This window comes from Variovorax sp. P4_D9 (genome assembly GCF_056401695.1).
Genome location: NZ_JBFUIU010001723.1, coordinates 1 through 612 on the forward strand (window position 1 = coordinate 1; position 612 = coordinate 612).

The window sequence follows — 612 nt, forward strand, 5'->3', positions numbered from 1 at the left end:
GGACGGGGTCCACCCATACAGAGCCCTCCGCCTCTTGCCACTCGCGACCGATTTGCGTGAGATCGCCGGCCACATAAGCTAAGGGCCGAGCCTGCTCGAAGTACCGAGCTCTCCGCTGATCGAGTTTCGCCTTGGCTTGTGCGAGATCGAGAACGAACTGATTCGCCTCTGGCGTGCCTTCGATCGTCACGAAGACGCTCCGAGCGTGATCGGCATCGTCTGCGGGAAGGCCCTTCGACGACAGAATGCGATCCATCGCGGCAAGCTGAAACGCGCGAGAGTCGGAGACGTGGCGAAGGTCCGAGGAAGCCCCCAGGCCGACCAATACGCTCAGAGCGACCGCTTTCTGGTTCGCGCCCCATTCGCTGTCGAGGCCAACACCCCGGGCCACCTCGATGCGTCTCCGAAGATCGATCGCAGCCTTCCCAGCATCTCGAATCGGCGTCAGCGTGCTCTTGATCCAGTTGTCGTTTAGCGCAATTGCCGCCTCGATATGAGTAAGAAGGCCGGCGCAGCCTTCACACCGCAGGCAGAGCGGCGCCATCATCTTTCCTTGGGCCGCTTCGAGCGCGAGGGGGCTTGCCATCAGGCACCCCCTGCGTTGTATTGCAT

General features: G+C 62.1%; 1 protein-coding gene. It reads right to left on the reverse strand.

From position 1 onward, the window contains the following. On the reverse strand, window positions 1-586 hold a 586-nt coding region (locus AC1DY5_RS57990), incomplete at its 3' end, for a hypothetical protein (protein WP_478123093.1). Window positions 587-612: the final 26 nt, after the last annotated feature.